The 23,435-nt window shown below is 58.7% G+C and carries 19 protein-coding genes; 11 read left to right on the plus strand and 8 right to left on the minus strand.

The annotated features are described in order from the left end of the window. Positions 1–131 precede the first annotated feature (131 nt). The 7 genes from phaC to RHM55_RS16855 form a co-directional block, all read right to left on the minus strand. On the minus strand, positions 132–1,811 hold the full coding sequence (gene phaC, locus RHM55_RS16825; protein WP_322177443.1) for a class II poly(R)-hydroxyalkanoic acid synthase: 1,680 nt from the start codon (positions 1,809–1,811) through the stop codon (positions 132–134). A 343-nt stretch (positions 1,812–2,154) separates the two neighbouring features. Further along, positions 2,155–2,538 carry a DUF971 domain-containing protein gene (locus RHM55_RS16830; RefSeq protein ID WP_322177444.1) on the minus strand — a complete coding sequence of 128 codons (384 nt, stop codon included), beginning with the start codon at positions 2,536–2,538 and terminating at the stop codon, positions 2,155–2,157. Between the two features lie 47 nt (positions 2,539–2,585). Then, a complete protein-coding gene (gene hslU, locus RHM55_RS16835) occupies positions 2,586–3,923 on the minus strand; it encodes an ATP-dependent protease ATPase subunit HslU (RefSeq protein ID WP_322177445.1) in 1,338 nt (445 codons plus the stop codon). 67 nt (positions 3,924–3,990) lie between these two features. After that, on the minus strand, positions 3,991–4,521 hold the full coding sequence (hslV, locus tag RHM55_RS16840; RefSeq protein ID WP_219063576.1) for an ATP-dependent protease subunit HslV: 531 nt from the start codon (positions 4,519–4,521) through the stop codon (positions 3,991–3,993). Positions 4,522–4,765: 244 nt separating this feature from the next. Beyond that, positions 4,766–5,455: an SPOR domain-containing protein gene (locus tag RHM55_RS16845; protein ID WP_322177446.1), complete on the minus strand. Its 690-nt coding sequence runs from the start codon at positions 5,453–5,455 to the stop codon at positions 4,766–4,768. Position 5,456: 1 nt separating this feature from the next. Then, on the minus strand, positions 5,457–7,193 hold the full coding sequence (gene argS / locus RHM55_RS16850) for an arginine--tRNA ligase (protein ID WP_322177447.1): 1,737 nt from the start codon (positions 7,191–7,193) through the stop codon (positions 5,457–5,459). 130 nt (positions 7,194–7,323) lie between these two features. After that, positions 7,324–9,543 carry a primosomal protein N' gene (locus tag RHM55_RS16855; protein ID WP_322177448.1) on the minus strand — a complete coding sequence of 740 codons (2,220 nt, stop codon included), beginning with the start codon at positions 9,541–9,543 and terminating at the stop codon, positions 7,324–7,326. Between the two features lie 167 nt (positions 9,544–9,710). Here RHM55_RS16855 and rpmE point away from each other — a divergent pair, with 167 nt between their 5' ends. The 3 genes from rpmE to RHM55_RS16870 all read left to right on the plus strand — a co-directional run bounded on the left by rpmE (position 9,711) and on the right by RHM55_RS16870 (position 12,224). Further along, the gene (gene rpmE, locus RHM55_RS16860; protein ID WP_219063572.1) at positions 9,711–9,947 is read left to right on the plus strand and encodes a 50S ribosomal protein L31; all 237 of its coding nucleotides are present in this window, start codon (positions 9,711–9,713) and stop codon (positions 9,945–9,947) included. Between the two features lie 23 nt (positions 9,948–9,970). Further along, positions 9,971–10,774, plus strand: a complete 804-nt coding sequence (locus RHM55_RS16865) for a thermonuclease family protein (RefSeq protein WP_322177449.1) — start codon at positions 9,971–9,973, stop codon at positions 10,772–10,774. 181 nt (positions 10,775–10,955) lie between these two features. Further along, on the plus strand, positions 10,956–12,224 hold the full coding sequence (locus RHM55_RS16870; RefSeq protein ID WP_322177450.1) for a malic enzyme-like NAD(P)-binding protein: 1,269 nt from the start codon (positions 10,956–10,958) through the stop codon (positions 12,222–12,224). A 121-nt stretch (positions 12,225–12,345) separates the two neighbouring features. Here RHM55_RS16870 and RHM55_RS16875 read toward each other — a convergent pair whose 3' ends face one another. Then, on the minus strand, positions 12,346–14,790 hold the full coding sequence (locus tag RHM55_RS16875; RefSeq protein WP_407074652.1) for a penicillin-binding protein 1A: 2,445 nt from the start codon (positions 14,788–14,790) through the stop codon (positions 12,346–12,348). A gap of 209 nt (positions 14,791–14,999) precedes the next feature. On the opposite strand from RHM55_RS16875, the gene RHM55_RS16880 reads away from it, so the two are divergent. The 8 genes from RHM55_RS16880 to RHM55_RS16915 all read left to right on the plus strand — a co-directional run bounded on the left by RHM55_RS16880 (position 15,000) and on the right by RHM55_RS16915 (position 23,360). Then, the gene (locus tag RHM55_RS16880) at positions 15,000–16,064 is read left to right on the plus strand and encodes a pilus assembly protein PilM (RefSeq protein ID WP_322177452.1); all 1,065 of its coding nucleotides are present in this window, start codon (positions 15,000–15,002) and stop codon (positions 16,062–16,064) included. Beyond that, complete coding sequence (locus RHM55_RS16885) at positions 16,064–16,630, plus strand: PilN domain-containing protein (protein WP_322177453.1); 567 nt, start codon at positions 16,064–16,066, stop codon at positions 16,628–16,630. Before RHM55_RS16880 ends, RHM55_RS16885 begins: the two co-directional genes overlap by 1 nt. Then, positions 16,627–17,250 (plus strand): type 4a pilus biogenesis protein PilO, encoded by a 624-nt coding sequence (gene pilO, locus RHM55_RS16890; protein WP_322177454.1) that lies wholly within the window; start codon positions 16,627–16,629, stop codon positions 17,248–17,250. Before RHM55_RS16885 ends, pilO begins: the two co-directional genes overlap by 4 nt. Further along, positions 17,247–17,786: a pilus assembly protein PilP gene (locus RHM55_RS16895; RefSeq protein WP_322177455.1), complete on the plus strand. Its 540-nt coding sequence runs from the start codon at positions 17,247–17,249 to the stop codon at positions 17,784–17,786. The genes pilO and RHM55_RS16895 overlap by 4 nt, the downstream gene beginning before the upstream one ends. 110 nt (positions 17,787–17,896) lie before the next feature. Further along, positions 17,897–19,984, plus strand: a complete 2,088-nt coding sequence (pilQ, locus tag RHM55_RS16900) for a type IV pilus secretin PilQ (RefSeq protein WP_322177456.1) — start codon at positions 17,897–17,899, stop codon at positions 19,982–19,984. Between the two features lie 4 nt (positions 19,985–19,988). After that, a complete protein-coding gene (gene aroK, locus RHM55_RS16905) occupies positions 19,989–20,507 on the plus strand; it encodes a shikimate kinase AroK (protein WP_322177457.1) in 519 nt (172 codons plus the stop codon). 129 nt (positions 20,508–20,636) lie between these two features. Beyond that, positions 20,637–21,740, plus strand: coding sequence for a 3-dehydroquinate synthase (aroB, locus tag RHM55_RS16910; protein ID WP_322177458.1), 1,104 nt, complete (start codon positions 20,637–20,639; stop codon positions 21,738–21,740). Between the two features lie 9 nt (positions 21,741–21,749). Then, entirely contained in the window at positions 21,750–23,360 is a 1,611-nt protein-coding gene (locus RHM55_RS16915; protein WP_322177459.1) for an AAA family ATPase, read from the plus strand. Positions 23,361–23,435: the final 75 nt, after the last annotated feature.

Here is a 23,435-nt window from a genome sequence, read left to right on the forward strand (position 1 = left end):
AAACCGCTGGTTAAGCCGTCCTGCGCTTTTCCAGACGGGTCGAGGTGATCCTCGTATTACTGCTCGTCACGTGACCGCGCGTCGGAGGCTGATGGCACTTCCAGATATCCATCAGCACCCTGTTTTGTTGTTTAGCGTTCGTGTACGTAAGTGCCCGGTGCAGCTTCGCCAGCCGGGTGTGCTTTGTTGCCGAGCACGCTCGGCGCCTTTTTCAATTTACCTGAGCGCTCTGCTTGCCAGCTTTGCCAGTAAAGCCACCAGGAATCGGTGTGCTTGGTCGAGTTCTCTTGCCACTCTTTGGCATCGACCGGCAGCTCGGGGTTGGTCATGTAGCGTGACTTGGGGTTGCCCGGCGGGTTGAGAATGCTTTGAATATGGCCGCTGCTGGACAGTACGAATTCAGTCTTTCCGCCGAATAGACGGGCCGATTTGTAGCACGAGCCCCATGGCGTGATGTGGTCGTTGGTGCCTGCCAGGCTAAACACATCGCTGGTCACCTTTTTCAGGTCGATCGGTGTGCCACACACTTCAAGGGCGTTGGCGCGGATCAGCGGGTTGGTCTTGAACATCTCGATCAGGTCGCCATGGAACGCGGCGGGCAGGCGGGTGGTGTCGTTGTTCCAGAACAGGATGTCGAAGACTGGCGGTTCGTTGCCCAACAGGTAATTGTTGACCCAGTAATTCCAGATCAGGTCATTGGGGCGCATCCAGGCGAAAATCTTGGCCATGTCACGGCCTTCCAGTACGCCCGCTTGATAGGAGTGGCGCTTGGCCGATTCCAGGGTCTTTTCGTCGACAAACAGCGCGACCTCGCTGTCGAGGGTGGTATCCAGCACGCTGACCAACAAGGTCAGGGCATGGACCTTCTGCTCGCCCAGCGCGGCGTAGTGACCCAGCAGCGCGGTGCAGGTGATGCCGCCGGAGCAAGCGCCCAGCATGTTGATGTCTTTGCTGCCGGTGATAGCGCGGACCACGTCAACCGCTTCTTTGAGCGCGTCGATGTAGGTCGACAGGCCCCACTCCCGCTGTGCCTTGGTCGGGTTGCGCCAACTGACGATAAACGTCTGCACGCCACCGCGCAGGCAGAAGCGTGCCAGGCTTTTATCCGGGTTCAGGTCGAACACATAGAACTTGTTGATCTGCGGTGGAACGACCAATAACGGCCGCTCAAGCACCTGTTCGGTCATCGGTTTGTACTGGATCAGTTCAAGCACGTCATTGCGAAAGACCACCGAGCCTTCGGTGGTGCCGAGGCTCTTGCCGACTTCGAAGGCGTCCATATTGACCTGGCTCGGCATGCCGCCGTTATGCACCAAGTCCTTGGCCAAGTGTGACAACCCGTCGAGAAGGCTTTTGCCACCGGTTTCGAAAAACCGTTTGACCGCAGCCGGGTTGGCGGCGCTGTTGGTCGGCGACATGGCTTCGGTCATCAGATTGATCACAAAGTGACCACGATTAATGTTTTGTTCTGACAGATTGCTGTCACTGATCCAGTCGTGCAACTCCTTGCGCCAGGCCAGGTAGGTTTGTAGATAACGGCGATACAGCGGGTTCTGGCTCCAGGCAGGGTCAGCGAATCGACGGTCGTCGCTGGCAGGTTGCAAACTGGATTTCCCTAGCAAAACATTCTTCAGTTCGACACCGAAATGAGCGACATGCTTGACGCTGTGGAAAGGTTGCCTGAGGGCTTGGGTTAGAACCATCCGAGCAGTGGTCAGCAAATCTTTACTCCGCAAGCCGACCACGGGGTTTAGCCCCAGAGTGTTTTCCGAGGCTTGGCGCTGCAAGTCATCGTTGTTCTTGATACTCATCTACGACGCTCCATTGTCCTGAGACGAGTACCGGACATCGCTGTGGATCAGTGACACAGGCGCCTGCCGGTACTACTGCTCGGGTGACCGATGATGGCTAAACCACATGCTCCCGGCAGGTGTTTGCGCAAAGATGAGTCCTGTCTTTTTCGCGGCAGCCGGATCTCATCTGTTGCGTCATCGCACGCGCCAGCTCTGCACGGATTAAATGCAGGGAACTTGCCAGATCTATTGGTTACCCGAGATTTCAAAAAATCGCAAGCAGGGCCAGTCGTTGGCCTCTGCGAGGAATATTGAAGCAAACAGAATTAGAAACGTCGCCCTAAAAGGTCAGACGGTTGGGCTAGAGCATCAGCTTGATGATTTGCTCGGAGGGGTCGCGGGATTTACCAGCTGTTTTCAGCTCGGCAAGATAATCGGTCCACAGCTGTTCCTGGCGTTGCGCCAATTGGTACAGGTAGTCCCAGGTGAACAATCCGCTGTCATGACCGTCGTCGAAGGTCAATTTTAGTGCGTACTGCCCGGCCGGTTCGATTTTGCTCAAGCCCACGCCGAGCTTGCCAAATTGCAGGATCGGTTTGCCATGACCCTGAACCTCGGCCGATGGTGAGTGCACCCGCAAGAACTCGGCGCTCAAGTGGTATTCCTCGTCGGGCGCGTATTTCAGCGTCAGGGTTTTCGAAGCTTTGTGCAGATTGATTGCGCTGGGGAGCTTGGTATTGGCCATGAGGTTCAGGGCCGCGAGCGGCCCTGCCGGTTCCAGTTAAGTGCGTGTTAAAGGATATACCGCGAGAGGTCTTCGTCCTTGGCCAGTTCGCCCAAGTGACTGTTGACGTAGTCGGCATTGATCAGGATGGTCTCTGCATCTTGCGCGCTGGCCAGGTCGGCAGCACTAAAGGACACCTCTTCGAGCAGGCGCTCAAGCAACGTGTGCAAACGACGCGCGCCGATGTTTTCGGTCTTCTCGTTGACCTGCCAGGCAATCTCGGCGATGCGCTTGATGCCGTCGGGCAAGAACTCGATGTTCAGGCCTTCGGTCTTGAGCAGTTCGCGGTATTGCTCGGTCAGCGACGCATGCGGCTCGCTGAGGATGCGCTCGAAATCCTGCGGTGTCAGGGCCTTGAGTTCAACGCGGATCGGCAGACGGCCTTGCAGCTCAGGCACCAGATCGCTCGGCTTGCTCAGGTGGAACGCCCCGGATGCAATGAACAGGATGTGGTCGGTCTTGACCATGCCCAGCTTGGTGTTCACGGTGCAGCCTTCGATCAGCGGCAGCAGGTCACGTTGCACGCCTTCGCGGGACACGTCGACGCCACCGGAATTGCCGCGTCTGGCGACCTTGTCGATTTCATCGATAAACACGATGCCGTGCTGCTCAACCGCTTCCAGCGCCTTGGCTTTCAGTTCTTCTTCATTGACCAGGCGCCCGGCTTCTTCGTCGCGGACCAGCTTCAGTGCGTCCTTGACCTTGAGCTTGCGGCTTTTCTTTTTGCCCTTGCCCATGTTGGCGAACAGGTTTTGCAGCTGGCTGGTCATCTCTTCCATGCCTGGCGGCGCGGAAATATCGACACCGACGGACTCGGAGACTTCGATCTCGATGTCCTTGTCATCCAGCTGGCCTTCACGCAGGCGCTTGCGGAACAGCTGACGGGTATTGGAATCGGTGCTCGGTGCGGCATCTTCGTTGAAGCCAGCGCGTGCGGGCGGCAGCAGGGCGTCGAGGATGCGTTCTTCGGCAGCGTCTTCGGCGCGATGGCGGACCTTGGTCATTTCCTGTTCGCGCAGGAGCTTGATCGCGGCGTCGGCCAGATCGCGAATGATCGATTCGACATCGCGGCCGACATAGCCGACTTCGGTGAATTTGGTCGCTTCGACCTTGATGAACGGCGCGTTGGCCAGTTTGGCCAGGCGACGGGCGATTTCGGTTTTACCGACACCGGTCGGGCCGATCATCAGAATGTTTTTTGGCGTGACTTCGACGCGCAGTTCTTCAGGCAACTGCATCCGGCGCCAGCGGTTACGCAAAGCGATGGCGACGGCGCGTTTGGCATCGTCCTGGCCAATGATGTGGCGATTGAGTTCGTGGACGATTTCACGGGGAGTCATAGACATGGTAGTGGCGGTCCTCTAGCTGAAAAAAGCGCGCATGGCTGTTTATGCAAACGGCATGGGAAACGGCTTATTCGGCGAGGTCCTGCTCCTCAATGGTGATGTTGTGGTTGGTGAACACGCAGATATCGGCAGCGATGCCCAGTGCGGTTTCGGCAATTTCGCGGGCCGAGAGTTCGGTTTTCATCAGCAGGGCGCGCGCGGCAGCTTGAGCGTAGGGGCCACCGGAGCCCATGGCAATCAGACCGTCTTCAGGTTCAACGACATCGCCGTTACCCGTGATGATCAGCGATGCATCTTTGTTGGCGACCGCCAGCATGGCTTCCAGGCGGCTCAGGGAACGGTCGGTGCGCCATTCTTTAGCCAGTTCAACGGCCGCGCGGACCAGATGGCCCTGGTGTTTTTCAAGTTGGCCTTCGAAACGTTCGAAAAGGGTGAAGGCGTCGGCGGTGGCTCCGGCGAAACCGGCAATGACTTCGCCGTGGTACAGGCGGCGAACTTTTTTCGCGTTGCCTTTCATGACGGTATTGCCGAGAGAAACCTGGCCGTCGCCAGCCATGACGACTTTGCCGTTACGGCGCACTGAAACGATGGTGGTCAAAGGAGCGTCTCCACGCAGCGGGGCGAAAATGCCCTAATGGAAACTCATATGGGGGTGGTGGCTGACATTTCAACCATGGGGTATGTCATGGGGTGAATGGAAATATCTGGATACGGGCTGTCTGGGCAGATCGCTTTTGCGCAGGAACTCGCCCCCACGGAGCGCGGATGATCCACTGGGGGAGTGAATCTATTCGTCAAAGCGGCGTATCCGACACGCCGCTTTGACCTGGACTACAGGTGGATCACTTACCCTGACGCTGTTGTAACAGCAGATTGCTGAAGCCGCTGCCCGCCAGTTGTTTCTGCGCGATGGTCAGTTGCTCACGATTGCTGTAAGGACCGACGAGCACCCGATACCAGATTTCGTCCTTCACGGTGCCGGATTCAACCTGCACTGTTTGCCCCAGCAGAATGATCTGCGCCCGGACCTTGTCCGCGTCGGCTTGCTTGCGGAACGAACCGGCCTGCAAGAAGAACTTCGTCACCGCAGCCGGTTTGGCCACCGGTGGCGCTGGCGGGGGCGTCAGGCCGCTGAGTGCAGCTTGGGCGCGGGCGGTGTCAATCTTCGCCGCTTGCGCAGGCGTGACCGGTGCAACCGGAGCTACGACCGCGGGCAGTGTTTTTTCGGGCACGGCTTCGTTCGGCACGATGACTTCGGACTCCGGCAGCAAGGTATAGAAGTCGTACTTCGGCTTCGCCGGTGCCTGCGGGCTGGGTGCCGTCTTGTTCGCCTCGGCGATTTTCGCGGCCTTGGCGTCTTCTTTAACCCGCTTGACGTCAGTACCGCCTGGTTCGAGTTTCATCAAAAATACGATGAAAGCACCCACCGACAGGCCAATCGCCAGCCACAACCATCCTGGAATCGGCTTCTTCGCGGGTGCCTGATAACGGCTGGCGCCGCGCTTGGGAGCAGGTTTTTTTTTCGCAGCCAACTTACATACGCTCCAGAGTTTCCAGACCCAAGAGTTCCAGGCCTTGCTTGAGGGTGCGGCCAGTCAGTGCGGTGAGACGCAGACGGCTTTGCTGTTGTTCCGGGTTCTCGGCACCGAGGATCGGGCAGTTCTCGTAGAAACTGGAGAACAGACCGGCGAGCTCATAGATGTAGGCACACAGTACATGCGGCGTGCCTTTTTCCGCGACGTTGTTCAACGTTTCGCCAAACTGCGCCAGGCGGGCCGCCAGCTCCTGCTCTTGAGGCGCCTCAAGCACGATATGCCCCTGGTTGATGTCGAACGGCTTGCCCAACTTGCGGAACACACCGGCGACGCGGGTGTAAGCGTAGAGCAGGTACGGCGCGGTGTTGCCTTCGAAGCTGAGCATCTGATCGAAGTTGAAGCTGTAGTCGCTGGTGCGATGCTTGGACAGGTCGGCGTATTTCACCGCGCTGATCCCTACTGCATTGGCGATGCTGCGCAATTCGGCTTCAGCGACTTCCGGGTTCTTTTCTTTCACCAGGGTGTAGGCGCGCTCCTGGGCTTCGTCGAGCAGGTCTACCAGCTTGACGGTGCCACCGTCACGGGTCTTGAACGGACGGCCATCGGCGCCGTTCATGGTGCCGAAGCCCATGTGTTCCATGTGCATGCCATTGGTCACGAAACCGGCGCGGCGGGCGACTTCGAACACCTGTTGGAAGTGCAGGGCCTGACGTTGATCGACGAAGTACAGCGCGCGGTCGGCCTTCAACACATTACTGCGGTAGCGGATCGCGGCCAGGTCGGTGGTGGCGTACAGATAACCGCCGCCCGCCTTTTGCACGATCACCGGCAGAGGCGTGTCTTCAGCGGTCCTGAACTCTTCGAGGAACACGCACTGGGCGCCGTTGCTCTCGACCAGCAGGCCTGCAGCCTTGAGGTCGCTGACCACGTTGGCCAGGTCATCGTTGTAGGCGCTTTCGCCCCTGACGTCAGCCGGGGTCAGGTTGACGTTCAAACGGTCGTAAATTGTTTGGCAGTGGGACAGCGATATGTTTTTGAAGCGTTCCCACAACGTCAGGCATTCCGGGTCACCGGCTTGCAGTTTGACCACCAGGCCTCGGGCGCGCTCGGCGAACTCTTCGGATTCGTCGAAGCGATGCTTGGCCGCACGGTAGAAGTTTTCCAGGTCCGACAACTCATCGCTGGTCGTCGGTTTTTCCTGCAGGTACGCCAGGAGCATGCCGAATTGAGTGCCCCAGTCTCCCACGTGGTTCTGACGAATCACAGTGTCGCCCAGGAACGCCAGCACATTGGCCACGCCATCGCCGATAACAGTCGAGCGCAGGTGGCCGACGTGCATCTCTTTGGCCAGGTTGGGCGCGGACAAGTCGACCACCACGCGTTGTACGGGACCGACCTTGCGGACTGACAGTTGTGGGTCGATCAGCGCGGCATCGAGACGTGCTGCCAGAGCCTGGGTGTTCTGGAAGAAGTTGAGAAAGCCGGGGCCGGCGATTTCGACCTTGCTGACCTGTGCGTCGGCGGGCAGCGCGGCAACCAGTTTTTCCGCCAGATCGCGGGGTTTCAAACCGGCAGGCTTGGCCAGCATCATCGCGATGTTGCTGGCGAAGTCACCGTGGGTTTTGTCCCGCACGTTTTCCACCTGGATCGCCGGTGTCAGCCCTTCCGGCAGGACGCCTTCGTTGACGAGTTGGGTCAGGGCTTGTTGGATCAGCTGGCGAATGGTGTCTTTCATGGTCTTCTCTTTCGACCGCAAGCGCGGCGGCGCCTGGATGCGCTGGTGGAAAAACTGGGCATTATCCGTTGCGAGGGCAGGCTTGCCAACCATGATGGACATGCGGTCTTAAATATGCCGGCTTTGGCCCTTAATACAAATCAACCGGGTCCACGTCCAGCGACCAGCGCACCTGACGCCCGCTGGGCATGTTTTCAAGCACCAGCAGCCATGCGCTGAGCAAGCGATGCAGGGGCGCGCGGGCGCTGGCTTGCAGGAGCAATTGCGCGCGGTAGCGGCCGGCGCGCCGCTCCATCGGCGCCGGGACCGGGCCCAGCAACTCAATGGCGCCCAGATTCATTTCAGCCAACAAGCGTTCGGCCTCGGCGCAGGCGTTGTCGAGAAAGCCTTCGGCCTGTCCCGGCTTGTGCGCTTCGGCGCGCAGCAGCGCCAGGTGCGAGAACGGTGGCAGGCCCGCGGCCCGGCGTTCGCTCAACGCTTGTTCGGCGAAGGCGAAGTAGCCTTGTTCGGTCAGCTGAATTAACAGGGGGTGGTCGGCCAGATGCGTCTGGATGATCACTTTGCCTGGCTCTTCGGCCCGTCCTGCGCGCCCTGCTACTTGAACGATCAGCTGCGCCATGCGCTCGCTGGCGCGGAAATCGCCGGAAAATAAACCGCCGTCGGCATCTAGAATCGACACCAGGGTCACGCGGGGGAAGTGGTGCCCTTTGGCGAGCATCTGGGTGCCGACCAGAATGCACGGCTGACCGCGCTGAATGGTGGCGAACAGCTGGTTCATCGCGTCTTTGCGCGAGGTGCTGTCGCGGTCGACCCGCAGCACGGGGAAGTCCGGGAACAAAATACCCAGGCGCTCTTCTGCACGCTCGGTGCCCGCACCCACAGGGCGCAGGTCGACCTTGCCGCATGCCGGACAGTGTCGAGGGACACGCTCGACATGGCCGCAATGGTGGCAGCGCAATTCGCCGGAACGCTGGTGCACAGTCATGCGCGCGTCGCAGCGCGGGCATTCCGAGAGCCAGCTGCAGTCGTGGCAAAGCAAGGTCGGCGCAAAGCCGCGACGGTTGAGGAACACCAGGACCTGCTGGCCTGCAGCCAGAGTCTGAGCGATGGCTTGCTGCATCGGTCCGGAAATACCGCTGTCCAGTGGCCGGCTCTTCACATCCAGCCGCAGGAAGCGCGGTTGTTGCGCACCGCCTGCGCGTTGGTTCAGGCGCAGCAGGCCGTAGCGTCCGGTGTAGGCGTTGTGCAGGCTTTCCAGTGATGGCGTGGCGGATCCGAGGACAATCGGAATGTTTTCCTGCCGGGCCCGCACCAACGCCAGATCGCGGGCGTGGTAGCGCAGACCTTCCTGCTGTTTATAGGAGCCGTCGTGCTCTTCATCAATAATGATCAGGCCGGGGTTCTTCATTGGCGTGAACAGCGCGGAGCGGGTGCCGATAATAATGTCGGCCTCGCCGTCGCGCGCCGCCAGCCAGGCATCCAGGCGATCCCGGTCATTGACCGCCGAGTGCACCAGCGCGATGCGTGCGTTGAAACGTTGTTCGAAGCGCGCCAGGGTTTGCGGGCCGAGGTTGATCTCCGGGATCAACACCAGCGCCTGCTTGCCGGCTTCCAGGGTTTCGCGGATCAGCTGTAAATAGACTTCGGTTTTGCCACTGCCGGTGACGCCTGCCAGCAGAAATGCATGAAAGGTGTCGAAGCCGGCACGAATGGCTTCGTATGCGGCGCGTTGCTCGGGGTTGAGTGGCAGCTCAGGTTGCGCCAGCCAGCGCTCATGACGTTCGCTCGGCGCATGGCGGCGCACTTCGGCCTTGACCATGTCCTTGGCCAGCAACAGGTTCAGGCTTTCCCGGTTGAGCATCAGTTTGCTGAGTAACTGATTGGCCACGCCATGCGGATGCTGGGCGAGGGTGGTCAGGGCCTCACGCTGTTTCGGTGCGCGGGCGATGCGCGGGTCATCGAGTCTGGCGCCGGGAGCCACTTGCCAGAATCGTTCCTGCCGCGCTTCGGCGGGTTCGCCCTGGCGCAGCAGTACCGGCAAGGCCCAGCTCAAGGTGTCGCCGAGGCTGTGCTGGTAATACTGCGATGTCCACAGGCACAGTTTGAACAGCGAAGGCGGCAGCGGCGGATGCTCATCGAGGATGGCCACGGCCGGTTTGAGCTTTTCAGCCGGGACGTCACTGTGGTCAGTGATCTCCACCAGAATGCCAATCATCTCGCGCCGACCGAACGGCACGCGTACGCGCATGCCCGGCTGTAACGCACTGCGCAACACCCCGGTGGGGGCGCGGTAGTCGAATAAGCGTCTGAGCGGCGAGGGCAGAGCGAGGCGCAAAATGGCGTCGGGCACGCGGAGGGTTCTCTGTAACGGTCTGTGACGAAGCGGCGATCTTAGCAGACGGCCGGTTTTAACGTTCGCTTGCGTCGTTGGCGATGTCTGGTAGTATCCGCAGCCTAATTACGTGCGGTGTTCAACAATAGTGTTGCGCGGCGGCACGCTAGCCCGGAGAAGTACCCATGAAAGCTGACATTCATCCAGTTTACGAAGCCATTGTCGCGACTTGCAGCTGCGGCAACGTGATCCACACTCGCTCCAACCTCGCCAAGCCATTGAGCCTTGACGTGTGCAACGAGTGCCACCCGTTCTACACCGGCAAGCAGAAGACTCTTGATATCGGCGGCCGTGTCGACAAGTTCAAATCGCGTTTCGGTGCTTTCGGCGCAGCCAAAGCTCCTGAAGCTGCTGCAGAGTAAGGCTGGCCGTTCTGGAAGGTCCATTGGACTACTCCAGGCTGCTTAAAAAGGCGTCCCTCGCGGGCGCCTTTTTTATGTCCGCGATTTGGCTGACGGCAGCCCAGGCCTTGTGCCCGGCGCCCGACTCCCTGCCTGTATTCGCGGTCCAGCGGGTCGTGGATGGCGATACCCTGCGCCTGAGCGATGGCCGCAGTGTGCGGATGATTGGACTGAATGCGCCAGAGACCGGCAAGAAAGGCCGTTCCGCCGAGCCTTTCGCTGATGCCGCCAGGCGCCGCCTGCAAAGTCTGGTCGACGAAAACGACGGCCGGGTCAGTCTGCAGGTGGGCCAGGAGCCCAAGGATCATTACGGTCGTACGCTGGCCAACGTCTATGGTCGTCAGGGCGAAAACCTTGAGGCGCAGTTGTTGGCCGAGGGTTTGGCCTATCAAGTGGTGATCGCCCCCAATGTCGCCCTGCTCGACTGCCTGCAGCGGGCAGAGCGCAGTGCGCGCCAAGCCGGGTTGGGGGTGTGGCGTACGTCGCCGGTACAGCCGGTCGGGAAAATCAATAGCGGCGGTTTTGCCCTGATCTCCGGGCAGGTCAGCGACGTGCAGCGCAATGCTGGCGGCGTGTGGATTGAGTTGCAGGGCTCGCTGGTGTTGCGGATCGCGCCGAAGTTAGTGAGTCAGTTCGACGTCTCTCGACTGGAGCGCCTTAAAGGCCGGAGCATCGAAGCGCGTGGTTGGGTGATTGATCGTTCGCGTCGTGGCGGGCTCAAGTCAGGGCAGGCGCGCTGGATGTTGCCCATTACTCATCCCGCGATGCTGAGTTTTCTCGATCAATAAAAAGTGTAGACAGTTTGCTTTTTGAGTTGTAGACAGTCCTGGTCTTGTGTTCCGTCCCCCTTGGCGTAAAGTCGTAGAGGCCGGGCCTTGACAGAAGTGACTAGTCAGTCTTGTGAGGACTTTCCTTCTTGCGTATCCTCGGCGGTCCGTCAGTCCAACAGTAAAAAAGCGGAATGCCCACATGTCAGATTTGAAAACTGCCGCTCTCGAATATCATGCCAAGCCTCGCCCCGGGAAACTGAGTGTCGAGATAACCAAACCTACCGCCACTGCGCGTGACCTGGCCCTGGCATACAGCCCGGGCGTTGCCGAGCCGGTGCGCGAAATTGCCCGTGATCCTGAGCTTGCTTATAAGTACACCGGCAAGGGTAATCTGGTAGCGGTCATTTCCAACGGCACCGCTATTCTTGGCTTGGGTGACCTTGGTCCATTGGCTTCCAAGCCAGTGATGGAAGGTAAAGGCTTGCTGTTCAAACGTTTCGCAGGGATTGACGTTTTCGATATCGAAGTCGATGCAGAAAGCCCGCAAGCGTTCATCGACACCGTTAAGCGCATCTCCATCACCTTTGGCGGCATCAACCTTGAAGACATCAAGGCGCCAGAGTGCTTTGAGATCGAGAAAGCGCTGATTGAACAATGTGACATTCCGGTGTTCCACGATGATCAACACGGCACGGCGATTGTTACTGCGGCCGGCATGATCAACGCATTGGAAATCGTAGGCAAAAGCCTGGACAGCGCCCAAATCGTTTGCCTGGGTGCAGGCGCAGCAGCCATCTCCTGCATGAAGTTGCTGGTGAGCATGGGGGCGAAGATCGAAAACATTTTCATGGTCGACCGTACTGGCGTGATTCATTCTGGCCGTAACGATCTGAATCAGTACAAAGCCGTGTTCGCCCATGCGACTGAAAAACGCACACTGTCCGATGCCTTGAAAGGTGCTGATGTGTTCGTGGGGCTGTCCGGCCCGAACCTGCTGAGCGCTGAAAACCTGAGCTTGATGGCGGCTAACCCGATCGTGTTCGCGTGCTCGAACCCGGATCCGGAAATCGCCCCAGAGTTGGCTCACGCCACTCGCAATGACGTGATCATGGCCACTGGCCGTTCGGACTACCCGAACCAGGTCAATAACGTATTGGGTTTCCCGTTCATCTTCCGTGGCGCACTGGATGTTCGTGCTAAGCGTATCAACGAAGAGATGAAAATCGCTGCCGCCCACGCCCTGCGTAAACTGGCCAAGCTACCGGTTCCTCAGGAAGTCTGCGATGCGTACGGTGGTATCAAGCTGGAATTCGGTCGCGAATACATCATTCCGAAGCCAATGGATGCGCGCCTCCTGGGTGTGATCTCCGATGCCGTGGCTAAAGCCGCCATCGAAACCGGCGTAGCCACCCTGCCGTATCCGAAGAACTACCCGCTCAAGAGCGTCGATGACGTTTTCAACGGCTAAGTCCTGGTTGCGATACACAAAAAACCCTGCAGCGATGCAGGGTTTTTTTGTGGGTGCCAATCAGGGTGCTTCCACAAGGAGTCTGTTGTGATCAACAGATTCCTTATGGAAGGCAAGGGCATCAGAACAGATCGATTGGCGCCGATTCATCCGCAGGTAGCGGGCTGTTGGGTGCATTGCCGCCGCCCACTTCGTTCACGCTGGGTGGCGTATCTTCGCTTTTGAACAGCTCGAAATACGCGTTGGGCGTGCTCGGCGTTGCGGCACGGCCACTGACCGGGTCGACTCGCAGGCTGAGGATGCCTTCCGGTTCGGCCTGAACATGCGGTGGTTTATCTTTCAAGGCGGCGCTCATGTAGCTCATCCAGATCGGCAGGGCGACCGTGCCGCCGAATTCCTGGCGACCCAGGCTTTCCGGCTGATCGAACCCGGTCCAGACGCTGGTGATGTAGTCCGCGTTGTAACCGGTGAACCAGGCGTCCTTAGACTCGTTGGTCGTACCGGTTTTGCCGGCGATGTCCGGACGGTTCATCGACAGGGCGCGGCGGCCGGTACCGCGCTTGATCACGTCCTGCAGCATGCTGTTGAGGATGTAGGTGGTGCGGCCATCGACGATGCGCTCGGCGACGGCTGGCGCTTGTGGCTCGTTGGTCGTTGAGGTCGACGAGGCGGGCACCATGCTCGGGTTGTCATTGACGGCAAAGGTGGCGGTGTTGGCCGCGGGCTTGGCGTCATTGGCCGGTACGCTCGGCGGATTGGCGACGAACAGGGTTGCGCCGTCACGGTTTTCGATGCGCTGTATCAGGTACGGGCTGATTTTGTAACCGCCGTTGGCGAAGGTGCTCCAGCCAGTGGCGACTTCCATCGGCGTCAGCGTTGCAGTCCCCAGGGCCAGCGACAGGTTGCGTGGCAGATCCTGCTTGTTGAAGCCGAAGCGGGTGATGTAGTTGATCGCGGTGTCGATGCCAAGGCCTTGCAGCAGGCGGATGGACACCAGGTTGCGTGACTTGTACAACGCTTCGCGCAAACGGATCGGGCCGAGGAACGTGTTGGTATCGTTTTTCGGCCGCCAGACTTTGTCCAGGTACTCATCGACGAACACGATAGGCGCGTCGTTGACCAGGCTGGCGGCGGTGTAGCCGTTGTCCAGCGCGGCGCTATACAGGAACGGCTTGAAGCTCGAGCCCGGTTGACGCTTGGCCTGCATGGCGCGGTTGTAATTGCTCTGTTCGAAAGCAAAGCCGCCGACCAGCGCGCGAATCGCACCATTTTGGGGGTCCAGCGACACCAGTGCGCTTTGCACTGCCGGGGTCTGGCTGAACTTCAGGCTTCCGTCCACTTGACGCTGCACCCGGATCAGATCGCCCACTTGCGCGACATCGGATGGTTGTTGTGGGCGTGCACCCAAGCTGTTTGTATTAAGGAACGGTCGTGCCCACTTCATGCTGTCCCAGGAGACGGCTTCTTCTTTTTCGCCGTTGCGGGACAGCACATGCAGGCCGGCTTTATCGACTTGAGTGACAATCGCCGGCTCGAGGCCGCTGATGGAACGCTGTTTGGTCAGCTCCAGTGCCCATGCATCACGGGTTTTGCCGGGCAGACGGCTTTCCGGACCACGATAGCCGTGACGTTGGTCATAGCTGATCAATCCTTCCTGAACGGCGGTGTTTGCATTTTCCTGAAGATTGCTGGGTACCGTGGTGGTGACGCGGAAACCTTCCGTGTACGCTTCGCTGCCATAACGGCCGACCATTTCGGCGCGGGCCATTTCGGCGATATAGGGCGCGTTTACTTCCGGGCTCTGGACGTGGTAGCTGGCATTGATGGGTTCGGCCAGGGCGATTTCATAGGCGCTCTGATCGATCTTGCCCAATTTGTGCATGCGCCCCAGAATCCAGTCGCGACGCTCTTTGGCCCGCACGGGGTTGGCCAACGGGTTGAAGCGCGAAGGTGCTTTGGGCAGGCCGGCGATCATCGCCATCTGTGCAATGCTCAGGTCGCGGATCGATTTACCGTAATACACTTGCGCCGCAGCTTCGATGCCGTAAGCGCGGTTGCCCAGGTAGATTTTGTTGACGTACAGCTCAAGGATTTCGTCCTTGCTCAGTTCGCGCTCGATCTGCAGGGCCAGAAGGATTTCGTTGGTTTTTCGGGAAAAGCTTCTTTCGCTGGTCAAAAAGAAGTTTTTCGCGACTTGCATGGTGATCGTGCTGCCGCCGGACTGGATATGGCCGCTCTTCACCAATTGGGAGGCGGCGCGCATCAGGCTGCTGGGGTCAACGCCGTAGTGATTGGCGAAGTTGTCATCTTCTGCCGATAACAGGGCGTTAATGAAATTGGGTGGAATGTCGGCGAAGCGAATAGGGGAGCGGCGCATTTCGCCGAACTCTGCAATCAATTTGCCGTCGCTGCTGAAAACCCGCAGCGGAATTTGCAATTGGATGCTTCTCAGCGACTCGACGGAAGGCAGGCCCGGGCTGAGGTACAAAAATGCACCGCTCAAAACGAGCAGCAGCCCGCAGAACACAGCGACGAATGACCACCAGAAAAACTTCAGCAGGCGTATCAAGGCTTTTGGATTTCCAGATAAAAGAATGGGTTAAGCGCAGGCATCTACAAATGAACACGGTTTGAAGCTTGGCTTTACGAAAAAACGCTTGGGCATTATAAGCATTTTTCGTGTCGGAGCGTGATTTGCGCTACTGTCAAGGCGGCTGGCACAGGCATTGGACACTCAATAATCCGTAAGTGACGGAAACTCATAGGGAATCGGTTGTGTTCGAACTCTTCAGTAAGAAGGCCAATACCCTTCTAGGGATCGATATTAGCTCCACCTCGGTAAAACTCCTTGAATTGAGTCGTTCCGGCACTCGCTACAAAGTTGAGTCCTACGCGGTCGAACCGCTACCCGCCAACGCTGTAGTCGAAAAAAATATCGCCGATCTCGACGGGGTCGGTCAGGCATTGTCACGGGTGTTGGTCAAGGCCAAGACTCATGTCAAAAGCGTCGCCGTGGCAGTGGCCGGCTCTGCCGTGATCACCAAGACCATCGAGATGGACGCTGGCCTGTCGGACGATGACATGGAAAGTCAGCTCAAGATTGAAGCTGATCAGTACATTCCGTATCCCCTTGAAGAAGTCGCCATCGATTTTGAAGTGCAGGGTTACTCGGCGCGCAACCCCGAGCGCGTTGAAGTCCTGCTCGCCGCCTGCCGCAAGGAAAACGTAGAGGTTCGCGAAGCCGCCCTGGCGCTGGCGGGCCTCAATGCCAAGGTCGTGGATGTCGAAGCGTATGCGTTGGAGCGCGCCTTCGGCCTGCTTGCTGCGCAGTTGGGCAACGATCACGAGCAGCTGACCGTGGCGGTGGTCGACATCGGCGCCACCATGACTACTTTGAGCGTGCTGCACAACGGTCGGATTATTTATACCCGCGAACAATTGTTCGGCGGCCGGCAACTGACTGAAGAAATTCAGCGTCGTTATGGTCTGGCGGTAGAAGAAGCGGGCCTGGCGAAAAAACAGGGCGGTCTGCCGGATGACTATGTCAGCGAGGTGCTGCAGCCGTTCAAGGATGCCGTGGTTCAGCAAGTTACCCGCTCGTTGCAGTTCTTTTTTGCGGCCGGTCAGTACAACACCGTGGATTACATCATGCTGGCGGGTGGTACCTCTTCGCTTGCAGGCCTGGACCATTTGATTCAGCAACGTCTGGGCACGCCCACGCTGGTGGCCAATCCGTTCGCCGACATGGCGCTAAGTAGCAAGGTCAACGCGGGGGCGCTGGCCAGTGATGCTCCGGCCTTGATGATTGCCTGTGGTCTGGCGTTAAGGAGCTTTGACTGATGGCGCGGATCAACCTGTTACCGTGGCGCGAACAGCTGCGCGAAGAGCGAAAGAAGCGTTTCCTGACGGCGCTTGTCGGGGTGTTGGTCATTGCCGTCGGCGTGATCTTCTTTGGCGATCAATACATCAGCAATGCGGTCGACCACCAAGTGGCGCGCAATGGGTATGTGCAGAAAGAAATTACCCTGCTCGATGACCGGATTAAAGAAATCAGCGAGTTGAAGGCGCGGCGCAAGCAATTGCTGGAGCGGATGAAAATCATTCAGGACCTGCAAGGCAATCGCCCGATCATCGGACGAATTTTCGATCAGTTGGCGCGTACCTTGCCTGATGGCGTGTATTTCTCTGATGTAAAAATGACCGGCAAGATTATTAGCATCAGCGGTGCCGCTGAATCGAACAACCGTGTTTCGGACCTGATGCGTAATCTCGACGCCTCTGATTGGCTTGAGGCGCCTAGTCTCAACGAGGTCAAGGCCAACCCGGCGGGTGCGGTCGACCAGACAAACACCTTCCAGTTAACGGTACGTCAGACTCAGCCTGCGATTAAAGGGGTCAAGCCATGAATCCAAAGGAATGGCTGGACAGCCTGCGCAAGATCGACTTCAACGATCTGGACCTGAACAACCTTGGCTCATGGCCAGCGGCAGTCAAATCCATCGCCGGGGCGATGGTGTTGATCGTGGTCCTGGCGCTGGGCTACAACTTTTACCTCAAAGACTTGCTGGATCAGCTCGACCAGTCGCGAGCGACCGAAGTCGCGCTCAAAGAGCAATTTGCCACGAAGGCTTTCAAGGCTGCAAACCTGGAGGCCTACAAAGCGCAGATGACGGAAATGCAGACGTCCTTCGGCGCATTATTGCGGCAATTGCCCAGCGACACTGAAGTCCCTGGGTTGCTCGAAGACATCACCCGCACCGGTCTGGGCAGTGGCCTTGAGTTCGAAGAGATCAAATTGCTGCCGGAAGCGGCTCAGCAGTTCTATATCGAATTGCCGATCCAGATCACGGTGGTCGGTGCCTATCACGACCTTGCGACCTTTGTCAGCGGCGTGGCCAGTCTGCCGCGCATCGTGACCTTGCATGATTTCGAGATCAAACCCGTGGAGCCTGGCAGTACGCAAAAGCTGCGCATGAGCATTCTGGCCAAGACCTACCGTTATAACGATAAAGGGCAGCAGCAATGAGGGCCGCTCGACTGTTGTGCATGAGTGTGGCTTTGATCGGGCTGTCCGGTTGCGACAATGGCAATCAGTTTGGCGACTTGCAGACCTATATGGATGAAGTGCGGGCACGCCCGACGGGCGTTATCGAGCCATTGCCAAAGTTCCGCCCTTACGAAGCCTTTACCTACAGCGCCGCTGCACTGCGTAGCCCGTTCCAGCCGCTCGTCAAGATTGATTTGGTCCGTCGGCAGAAGGGCTCGCAGCAGGTCAAACCGGATGAAACGCGGGTCAAGCAATTCCTCGAAGGCTTCAATATCGAGCAATTCGAAATGGTCGGCACGATGGCCAACGACTCGGGGATCTTTGCCCTGATGCGCGGTGGCGTAGGCGGTGGCGGTGGTGTGTACCGCATGAAAGTCGGTGATTATCTGGGGCGCAATCATGGTCGCATCGTTTCAATCAGCGACTCGCAGGTCGATGTCGTCGAAATAGTGCCTGATGGCGAGGGTGCATGGCTCGAACGGCCACGCAGTATTTCCCTCAAGGAACGCTCATGAGCGAGATGTGCGAACACGCAGTATTGCCGAGCGCAGTAGTTTTCACTCGTCCGGTGACGGACGGGGCCAGCATTTACAACACCCTCGGGTCAGCACAACGGAAATTGATAATGACTAGGATTTTCTCGGTTGTCGGCATTTCGCTATGGATAGCGATGGTTTCGCCGATGCTCCAGGCGGCTAACTTGAAAGCTCTGGATGTCGCCGCTTTGCCAGGAGATCGGGTCGAGTTGAAGCTGACCTTCGACGGACCAATCCCCGCGCCGCGCGGCTATACCACTGAGCAACCCGCACGTATTGCTCTGGATTTGCCCGGTGTGACCAGCCAACTGGCGACCAAAAGTCGTGATTTGGGCGTGGGCAATGCTCGCAGTGTGGTGGTGGTCGAGGCCAAAGACCGCACGCGGGTCATTATCAATATGACGGTGCTTGCGCCCTACAGCTCGCGGGTCGAGGGTAATAACCTGTTCGTGGTCGTGGGTCAGGGCGCAGCCTCTGCTCAGGGGATCAAGCCAAGCGCGGCGCCCACGTCTGCACGGGTTTCAGTTCCGGCCGCAGCACCTGCCAGGCCCTATGTTGCCGTGGGAAAAGCGATCAAGAACATCGATTTCCAGCGCGGTGAGTTGGGGGAAGGTAACGTCATCATCGAACTGAGTGACCCAGGCATCGCCCCGGACATTCAGGAGCAAGGTGGCAAAATCCGGGTCAATTTCGCGAAAACCCAGCTCCCGGACCCCTTGCGCGTTCGGTTGGATGTCAAGGATTTCGCCACGCCTGTGCAGTTCGTCAATGCCAGCGTAGCGGGTGACAAGGCCAGTATCAGCATCGAGCCGACTGGCGCGTTTGATTATTCGGCCTATCAGACCGATAACAAACTGACCATCAGTGTGCGGCCGTTGACGTCCGAAGACCTGGATCGTCGAAATGCAGACAAGCCGATCTACACCGGAGAAAAGCTGTCGCTGAACTTCCAGGACATCGACGTTCGCTCGGTCTTGCAGCTGATTGCCGATTTTACCAACCTCAATCTGGTGGCCAGCGACACAGTGCAGGGCGGGATCACCTTGCGCTTGCAGAACGTGCCGTGGGATCAGGCGCTGGATCTGGTACTGAAAACCAAAGGACTGGATAAACGCAAGATCGGCAATGTCCTGTTAGTCGCGCCTGCGGATGAAATCGCCGCTCGCGAACGTCAGGAACTGGAGTCGATGAAGCAGATTGCCGAGTTGGCGCCGTTGCGCCGCGAGCTGCTGCAAGTGAATTACGCCAAGGCGGCCGACATCGCCAAGCTGTTCCAGTCGGTGACCAGCGCTGAGACCAAAGCCGATGAGCGCGGCTCGATCACCGTCGATGACCGGACGAACAACATCATTGCCTACCAGACTCAGGACCGTCTCGATGAGCTGCGCAGGATTGTTTCGCAGCTGGATATCCCCGTGCGACAGGTGATGATCGAGGCACGCATCGTCGAGGCCAACGTCGATTATGACAAGGCGCTGGGCGTGCGCTGGGGAGGTTCGAGCAATCGCAGCGGTAGCAACAATGCGACTGTCGGCGGCAAAGGTACGGTGACCGGCGCCAATGGTGTCGTCACTAACTCCAACTCACCTTTCGTCGATCTGGGCGCTGCCAACGCGACGTCCGGGATCGGTATCGCTTTCGTGACCGATAACGTGCTGCTGGACCTTGAGTTGAGTGCCATGGAGAAAACCGGTAACGGTGAGATCGTTTCCCAACCCAAGGTCGTGACCTCCGATAAAGAGACCGCGAAGATCCTCAAGGGGACTGAAGTCCCGTATCAGGAAGCCAGTTCCAGTGGCGCGACGTCGGTGTCTTTCAAAGAGGCGTCGCTGTCCCTGGAGGTGACGCCGCAAATCACCCCTGATAACCGCATTATCATGGAGGTCAAGGTTACCAAGGATGAGCCGGATTACATCAATACCGTGCTGGGTGTACCGCCAATCAAGAAAAACGAAGTCAACGCCAAGGTGCTGGTGGCTGACGGCGAAACCATCGTCATCGGCGGTGTTTTCTCTAATACGCAGAGTAAAATCGTCGACAAGGTGCCATTTCTTGGCGATGTGCCGTATGTTGGCCGGCTTTTCCGGCGTGACGTTGTTTCAGAGAAAAAATCCGAGCTGCTGGTATTCCTGACTCCGCGTATCATGAACAACCAGGCGATTGCTGTGAGTCGTTGATTCTGTGCGAAATTTGATACTTGTTGGACCGATGGGGGCGGGCAAAAGCACCATCGGTCGCTTGCTGGCCAAAGAGCTGCGACTACCGTTCAAAGATTCCGACAAGGAAATTGAGCTGCGTACCGGCGCCAATATCCCGTGGATTTTCGATAAGGAAGGCGAGCCGGGCTTTCGCGACCGCGAGCAGGCGGTGATTGCTGAGCTGTGCGAGTCCGATGGTGTCGTGCTGGCGACCGGTGGTGGCGCAGTGATGCGCAGTGAAAACCGTCAGGCGCTGCATGCCGGAGGGCGTGTGGTGTATTTGCACGCCTCGGTCGAGCAGCAGGTCGAACGTACAGCCCGTGATCGCAATCGGCCGTTGCTGCGTAACGCCGATCCGGCACGGGTATTGCGCGATCTGCTGGCAATCCGTGATCCGCTCTACCGGGAAATCGCCGATCTTGTGGTGGAAACCGATGAGCGGCCGCCGCGGATGGTGGTGCTGGACATCCTTACGCGTCTGGCCGAGCTTGCTCCTCGTTAATGTGCGCGTCGAAATGCGCTATCCTCCGGCACATTAAGCCCGCGCCGCAGCGTGGCGTAAGGCCATGATTTTATAACCAGAATTCAGCGATGGCGCGACACGCGCACTTGTTAAACAACGTGGGGACACATGCAGACACTTAAGGTCGAGCTTGGCGAGCGAAGCTATCCGATTCACATTGGCGAAGGCTTGTTGGATCGGCTTGATCTGCTGGCGCCGCACATCGCCGGACGACAAGTGGCGATTGTTTCCAATGCGACTGTCGCGCCACTCTACCTTGAGCGATTGACTCGCACGCTGAGCACTTACAACGTGCTGCCCGTAGTGCTTCCCGATGGCGAAGCCTTCAAAAACTGGGAAACCCTGCAAACCATTTTCGATGCCTTGCTCACCGCTCGGCATGACCGCCGTACCACTGTTATCGCCTTGGGTGGCGGGGTGGTGGGCGATATGGCTGGTTTTGCTGCGGCCTGCTATCAGCGCGGCGTGGATTTCATCCAGGTGCCCACCACCTTGCTGTCCCAAGTGGATTCGTCGGTGGGTGGCAAGACCGGCATCAACCATCCGCTGGGCAAGAACATGGTGGGTGCGTTCTATCAGCCCAATGTGGTGCTGATTGATACGACGACGCTCAATACCCTGCCTGCGCGCGAGTTGTCGGCGGGGCTGGCTGAGGTCATCAAGTACGGCCTGATCTGCGATGAGCCGTTCCTGACCTGGCTGGAAGAAAATGTCGATCAGTTGCGGGCCCTCGATCAGGCGGCCCTGACGGTTGCAATCGAGCGCTCCTGTGCGGCCAAGGCCGCGGTGGTGGGCGCCGATGAGCGAGAGACGGGGGTGCGCGCGACGCTTAACCTGGGTCACACCTTCGGCCACGCTATCGAAACCCACATGGGTTATGGCGTCTGGCTGCACGGTGAAGCCGTGGCGGCGGGTACGGTGATGGCGCTTGAGATGTCTGCGCGTCTCGGCTGGATCACCCAGCAAGAACGTGATCGCGGGATTCGTCTGTTCCAGCGCGCCGGGCTGCCAGTCGTGCCGCCAGAAGAGATGACTGTGGATGACTTCCTCGAACACATGGCAATTGACAAGAAGGTGATCGATGGTCGCTTGCGCCTGGTCCTGCTGCGGCGGATCGGCGAAGCCGTTGTGACTGCCGATTATCCAAAAGAAGTATTACAGGCCACGCTGGGGGCGGACTACCGCGCCTTGGTGGATCAGCTTAGAGGTTAATGAAAATCCATGACTAGTTTGCACGCCGACGAGGCCTTCCTCGGCCATTACCAGTTGAGTCATGACCCCTTTGCAACGCGGGTACCTGGCTTCAAGTTCTTCCCGGCTCAGCGCAAACCCGTGCTCGGTCAGCTTCATCACCTGGCGCGCTATAGCCAGTTGCTGCTTGTAGTCACAGGCCCGCACGGCAGCGGTAAAACGTTGCTGCGCCAGGCGCTGGTCGCCAGCACCAACAAACAATCGGTGCAGAGCGTGGTGGTTTCTGCGCGTGGCGCCAGCGACGCTGCAGGTGTCATGCGTCAGGTCGCTCAGGCCCTAAACGTGGTTCAGCCGGAAATGCGTGCGATCCTGTCTCAGGTCGTGCAATTGGCGCTGACCGGACAGGAGGTCTATTTATTGGTGGACGACGCCGAACAACTCGGCGAATCCGCACTCGAAGCTTTGCTCGGGTTGGCAGCAGGTACGCCTGAAGGTCGCCCGCATGTGTTCCTGTTCGGCGAGTCGTCATTGATCGACCGTCTGGAGCAGCTCAGCGCCGAGGAAGAGCGTTTTCACGTCATTGAGTTGCAACCGTACACCGAAGAAGAAACCCGCGAGTACCTGGCTCAGCGCCTGGACGGTGCAGGTCAAGGCATCGAGTTGTTCACGGCTGATCAGATCACCGATATCCATGAGCGCTCCGATGGTTGGCCGGGCGCGATCAACCAGGTCGCCCGCGATGCAATGATCGAAGCGATGATCGCCAGCCGCACTGCGGTCAAGCGTCCAAGTATGGGGTTCAAGATGCCGAAGAAACATGTGTTGGCTTTGGGTGCAGTAGTCGTGGTCGGGATAATGGCCGCATGGTTGATGCCAGGCCGTAGCAACAACAGCGCCACCGCGCCTGCAGCGCCGCCAGCGAATGCGCAAGCACAACTGCCACTGGGTCAGGGGCAGCCGACTGCTCAGCAATCGAATAATCAGGGTGGTCCGGCCATTGAGTTTGCCGGTAACTCGCAGCCGATGCCTTTGCCGTTGGTAGGTAAATCGCAGCCCGTCATGCGTGGGCCATTGGCCGAGGCAGCTGGCAATGCAGAGGATGATGAGCCGGGTCCCGCTGGCGGCACCTCGCGTCAGCCGCCTACAGTCACCACCACGGCTCCGCCAGTAGGTGTGCCAGCAGGCCCGGCACCGACTCCGGCGCCAGCCCGTCCGGCTGCAGCTGTTGCCGCTGCCAAGCCAGTAGCGCCAGTCGTCAAGCCAGCGCCCGTTCAGGTCGCGACAGCCAAGCCAGCGCCAAAAGTGGCGGAAAAAGTAACGGAAAAACCTGCTGCCTCCTCCGCGCCAGCCTCGGGTGGTAACTGGTACGCCGGTCAGGCGCCGGGCCATTATGTCGTGCAAATTGTGGGTACAAGCTCGGAAGCCGCTGCTCAGGCGATCATTAAAGAGAACGGTGGCGAGTACCGGTATTTCAAGAAAAACCTGCAAGGCAAACCACTGTATGTAGTGACCTACGGTAACTTTTCTGACCGCGCTGCTGCCCTTGCAGCCATCAAGGTATTGCCAGCCAAGGTTCAGGCTGGTAAACCTTGGCCTCGTACTGTCGCCAGCGTCCAACAGGAACTGGCTGCAACGCACTGAAGTCGCAGCGGCCTTATCCAGGCCGCCTGCACTGCTCCCCCGGAATATCGCATGTGCGTGCTGCTTTCGAGCAGC

It is taken from the genome of Pseudomonas sp. MH9.2 (assembly GCF_034353875.1).
GTDB lineage: Bacteria > Pseudomonadota > Gammaproteobacteria > Pseudomonadales > Pseudomonadaceae > Aquipseudomonas.

Excerpts from the sequence above, each read along its gene's own strand:
- phaC (WP_322177443.1), bottom strand. The coding sequence starts at position 1,811 with ATGAGTATCAAGAACAACGATGACTTGCAGCGCCAAGCCTCGGAAAAC.
- RHM55_RS16830 (WP_322177444.1), bottom strand. The coding sequence starts at position 2,538 with ATGGCCAATACCAAGCTCCCCAGCGCAATCAATCTGCACAAAGCTTCG.
- hslU (WP_322177445.1), bottom strand. The coding sequence starts at position 3,923 with ATGTCTATGACTCCCCGTGAAATCGTCCACGAACTCAATCGCCACATC.
- argS (WP_322177447.1), bottom strand. The coding sequence starts at position 7,193 with ATGAAAGACACCATTCGCCAGCTGATCCAACAAGCCCTGACCCAACTC.
- rpmE (WP_219063572.1), top strand. The coding sequence starts at position 9,711 with ATGAAAGCTGACATTCATCCAGTTTACGAAGCCATTGTCGCGACTTGC.
- RHM55_RS16870 (WP_322177450.1), top strand. The coding sequence starts at position 10,956 with ATGTCAGATTTGAAAACTGCCGCTCTCGAATATCATGCCAAGCCTCGC.
- RHM55_RS16885 (WP_322177453.1), top strand. The coding sequence starts at position 16,064 with ATGGCGCGGATCAACCTGTTACCGTGGCGCGAACAGCTGCGCGAAGAG.
- pilO (WP_322177454.1), top strand. The coding sequence starts at position 16,627 with ATGAATCCAAAGGAATGGCTGGACAGCCTGCGCAAGATCGACTTCAAC.
- RHM55_RS16895 (WP_322177455.1), top strand. The coding sequence starts at position 17,247 with ATGAGGGCCGCTCGACTGTTGTGCATGAGTGTGGCTTTGATCGGGCTG.
- pilQ (WP_322177456.1), top strand. The coding sequence starts at position 17,897 with ATGACTAGGATTTTCTCGGTTGTCGGCATTTCGCTATGGATAGCGATG.
- aroB (WP_322177458.1), top strand. The coding sequence starts at position 20,637 with ATGCAGACACTTAAGGTCGAGCTTGGCGAGCGAAGCTATCCGATTCAC.
- RHM55_RS16915 (WP_322177459.1), top strand. The coding sequence starts at position 21,750 with ATGACTAGTTTGCACGCCGACGAGGCCTTCCTCGGCCATTACCAGTTG.